Origin of the sequence: Streptomyces sp. NPDC059456 (assembly GCF_042750055.1) — a bacterium.
GTDB lineage: Bacteria > Actinomycetota > Actinomycetes > Streptomycetales > Streptomycetaceae > Streptomyces.
In genome coordinates this window covers 1-3,870 of the sequence record NZ_JBHYVA010000260.1, presented here as the reverse complement: position 1 = coordinate 3,870, position 3,870 = coordinate 1, and the positions used below count along the sequence as shown (strand labels likewise).

5 protein-coding genes and 1 pseudogene are annotated in these 3,870 nt (G+C 72.5%); 2 read left to right on the top strand and 4 right to left on the bottom strand.

Going from position 1 to position 3,870, the window contains the following annotated elements; translation table 11 throughout:
* Positions 1-341, bottom strand: a pseudogene (locus ACFXA3_RS22285) (hypothetical protein); the annotation flags it as partial.
* A 54-nt stretch (positions 342-395) separates the two neighbouring features.
* A complete protein-coding gene (locus ACFXA3_RS22280) occupies positions 396-524 on the bottom strand; it encodes a hypothetical protein (RefSeq protein ID WP_385189191.1) in 129 nt (42 codons plus the stop codon).
* Positions 525-565: 41 nt separating this feature from the next.
* Between ACFXA3_RS22280 and ACFXA3_RS22275 the strand changes: the two genes are divergently transcribed.
* A complete protein-coding gene (locus ACFXA3_RS22275) occupies positions 566-796 on the top strand; it encodes a WD40 repeat domain-containing protein (RefSeq protein ID WP_385189189.1) in 231 nt (76 codons plus the stop codon).
* Between the two features lie 459 nt (positions 797-1,255).
* Here ACFXA3_RS22275 and ACFXA3_RS22270 read toward each other — a convergent pair whose 3' ends face one another.
* On the bottom strand, positions 1,256-1,795 hold the full coding sequence (locus ACFXA3_RS22270) for a zinc-binding dehydrogenase (RefSeq protein WP_385189188.1): 540 nt from the start codon (positions 1,793-1,795) through the stop codon (positions 1,256-1,258).
* A gap of 157 nt (positions 1,796-1,952) precedes the next feature.
* Between ACFXA3_RS22270 and ACFXA3_RS22265 the strand changes: the two genes are divergently transcribed.
* Entirely contained in the window at positions 1,953-2,294 is a 342-nt protein-coding gene (locus ACFXA3_RS22265) for a hypothetical protein (protein ID WP_385189186.1), read from the top strand.
* Positions 2,295-2,474: 180 nt separating this feature from the next.
* Here ACFXA3_RS22265 and ACFXA3_RS22260 read toward each other — a convergent pair whose 3' ends face one another.
* Positions 2,475-3,569, bottom strand: a complete 1,095-nt coding sequence (locus ACFXA3_RS22260) for a winged helix DNA-binding domain-containing protein (protein WP_385189184.1) — start codon at positions 3,567-3,569, stop codon at positions 2,475-2,477.
* Positions 3,570-3,870 lie beyond the last annotated feature (301 nt).

Below are 3,870 nucleotides of genomic sequence, written 5' to 3'. Positions count from 1 at the left end.
CCCCGGGGGCGGGGCTCCCCCCACTCTCCCCCCCCCCGACCTCCACCCCCCCGGCCCGCCGGCGGGATACACCCCCTCTCGCCCCGGTACTCCTGGCCGAGAGCGGGGGTTCTTTGCGGCACTGGCCGGATCCCGATGGATTCCCACCACTCCGCGATCTTGATCGGGCCGAGCCCGAACCCGCGGTACGCCTTGTCAAACCAGACCCGGTCCGGGATCAGCAGATCACCCGTCGGCGCATCGAGGGCCCGCTCGAACTCGCGGTCGTATTCGTTGTTCCCGTCGCAGATGGCCTCCGCGGCGCTCAGCAGCTGGCCGTGGCGCTGGCGCAGTCCTGCCAAGCGGCCGTCACCCTCGTATCGCTCCTGATGGGCGTGGCGCGTTGACGACAACTCCTAGCGGCGGACCGACCGCCAGATGTGTTCGGGCAGTGCGGCGGCGGCTTCCTTCATGTCCAGATCCCCTACGGTAAGCCAGCGGCGCACGACACCGATGACCGGCCCTAGCACGAGGGATTCGATCATGGGGGCGGAGAGTTTGGCGAGTTCGCCGGTTTCGCCTGGCAATGAGCCCGGATGGTTCCTTCCTCGCCGCACCCAGCGGCAGCCCCGAGGACGGAGGCATCACACTGTGGGCCCTGCCGTCCGGCAAGGAGCTCATCTCCGTGCCGACCGGCCGCACGCACGCCGCCGACATCGCCATGCACCCAGACGGCCGCCCCCTCGCCACCTCTGCCTCCGACGGCAAGACGTACTCCACCGTGCAACTTTGGAACATCAAACGACGGACCCCATGACCGCCGCATGCACGCGCCCGGCGCCAGCTCGTGCGGGTGCTCGACTTGCCACCGCCCGACCGGTCGGCAGCTACACGGACCCCCGCGCCGGTAGGCGGCCCAGATGCCGAACAGCTACCGCAACGGCCAGTTGCCGTACACCGGCCGGCGACACCTCGCACGCCGATCCCGGGCGCTCCAACCAGCCGCGATGACCCATCGCCGCAACCGTCCCCGGCCGTCCTGCACGCACTGCCGTTCCTTGCCGCTCAAGCCGCGGCGAGCCCGAGTCCGAAGAGCGGACCCGCTTCGGTCAGACCGAAGAGCCGGATCACGCTCGGCGCGTCCACGTGGACCAGCACGAAGGTTGCTTACCGGTGCCGGGCTGCGGCACGGGCCTTCAAGGGAAGCGTGGAGCGGTGTTCCTCCGTTTCGGCCGCGCCCTGTTGGTCCTGGTCGCCGAGCACACCTCGTGCCGGTTCACAGTGCGATGACGATTTTGCCGTGAACATGCCTCTGGGCCTGCATCGTTACGGCTTCGCGAATCCGCTCGACCGGGAAGGTCGCCGCGATCGCAACCGTGATTCCGCCGGTACAGATCGCGTCGGCGATGCTTTCCAGGGCGCCGGGACCCGCATCGAGGGCGCCCATCTTGCGCACGCCGGGCGGCGGGGCGGGGCCGTCGGCCACGACGGAGATCCGCTCGGGTGCCACGCCCAGCTTGAGCGCGGTCTCGGCGGCCTCCCTTCCGAACAGGTCGGTTGCGGCGGTGACCTCCTCGGATGCCAGGGCCCGCACCCGGTCCGTCAGACCCGGGCCGTACGCGACCGGTTCGGCGCCGAGCCCGCGCAGGAACCCGAACGTGCTCTCGGAGCAGGTGCCGAGCACCCGGGCACCCGCAAGCTTCGCCAGCTGCACGGCGAAGATGCCCACGCCACCCGCCGCCCCACCGATCAGGACGGTGTCCCCCGTGCGGGGGCCGATCGCGGCGAGCGCGGCGGCGGCCGTCAGACCGGACACCGGAAGAGTGCCCGCCACCTCGTCGCCGATGCCCTGCGGGGTGTGCCACAGGTGTGCGCGGGTGTCTTGACCAGCACGAAATCGGCGACGGACCGGCCGATCGCAGCCCCGTACACCCGGTCGCCGGTCGCGAAGCCGGTGGCTTCGGCGCCGACCGGTGGCGGATGCCCTCGATGCGCTCGGCCGGACGTTCTTCACTGACGACCGCCGCGAGTTCAGCGGCCGACGCCAGGCCGTGCTCAACGCCAATACGGAACTGTGTGAACGCGAAGCCCTGAAAAGGATCGAACTCGCCGCCGCGATGATCGAGGCCCTCGCCCGTCGCGGAGTCCCGATCCCGACCGCGCGCGTGGCCGTGAAACTGGGCATGATCGTCTGGGAGATCGCCTACGATCAGTGGATCGGCACGAACAACAGCGAGGGCTTCGGCCAGCTGGCACGGCAAGCACCCGACGACGTACGCGCGGCCGCCAGACCTGACACCGCTGACCGTTCCTGAGATCCGCCGCCTGATCGCCCACCTCGTACGCCCCGCCCGCCGCAGCACGTCGATCACGAGGCGACCCTGTTGCGCGCCCGTGACGAGGACGGACCGGACAACTCCGGGTCGTCGTCGCAGACGGGCTCCTCGGCACCGCACTGCCGGTCATCCCGCCGGGGGAGTCGAGGCGTGTGGCTGTCAGCGTCCGGGGTCGAGCCGGACGTGTGCGATGTCTTTGTCCAGGAAGGCGGCCAGGGCGCGGGCCTCGGCGTGGACGGCCTCCTGTTCTGCGGCGGTGAGGGGGCGCAGGGGGGTGATGTGGAGCCGTCGGTCGCGCACGGTCCAGGTGGCGGCGACGCGGCCGTCGACGAGGACGGCGCGGTGGCCCGCGACGGACAAGCCGAGGTGGTCGTGGTCAATGATGCGGCTGCGGTCGTGGTAGCCGAGGATTGCGTTGTCGAAGGCCGGCAGGAAGCGGACAGGGGCGGGGGTGTCGGGGTGCGGGCGGGGCGCGTGGGGCAGGTCGAGTAGTTCGCGGCCCCGTTCGTCGCGGAAGGCGACGAGCTCCTCGCGCACGGCCTTGACAGCGGTGGGGAGGCCGGTGAGGCCGCACCAGGCACGGAGGTCCGCGCTCGCGGCGGGACCGTAGGCGGCGAGGTAGCGGCGCACCAGTTGCTGCCCGATCGGATCGCCGGCAGCGGTCGGCGCGGGGTCGGCGTCCCGGCCCAGCCAGGTGGCCAGTGGCAGATTGCGCACTCCGGCCTTGCTCTGCCACAGGCCGCGGGGTGGCAGCTGGGCCATCGGGATGAGGGCCGCGACGAGCAGTTCCCCCAGTGCGCGGCGTGGTGGGCCCGGCCACCGGTCCTCGAGGGCGCGGACCAGCTCGCTCATGGTGCGCGGCCGGTCATCGGCCATGACCGCCCTGCCGGCCGCTGCGACCTCCTCCGGATCGACGTCGGCGAGTTCGCGCCGGTAGGTGCCAAGGACCCGCTGGCGCAGCATGGCGTCGTGACGGGGCCGCCAGGTGAGGGCGTCGGCGGCGGTGACGAGGTGGACGGTGCGGCGCATCAGGTGCGTGCGCACCACCTGGCGATCCGTCAGCGCGTCGTCGAGCTGCCCGGGCCTGAAGCCGGCCAGGCGGGACCACAGGCCGACGAACGGCTCCTGGGGCTCCTGCGCCTGCAAGCCGCACAGCTGGGCCACCGCTTGCGGGACGGATGCGTCACTGCGCTCGAGCAGGCACTGGCGGGCGAGGGTCGCACGGTTGAGGGCACGTGCGTCGAGGGTGGTCATGGCGTCCTCGGGCTGCGGCTCGCTCGTGGAGACCGGTCGCCTTCGAGCCCCGAGGAGCCGATGGTGCCGGACACGGCGGTGCCCGGGCACGGGGCGGTGCGGTCGGTGCCGGTGCGTCCCGGCAGCGGTGTCCGCATGGTGATCCTCTTCCTGTCGTGTGTTCGCGCGCGCGGTGCCGGTGGGTGCGGGGCCCCCCCGCCCCCGGGGGGGGCGGCGCGGGGGGGGCCGCCGCGGGGGGGGGGGGGCCGGGGGGGCCCCCCGGCGGGGGCCCCGCGGCCGGAGGCGAGGGTCGCGGCCATGG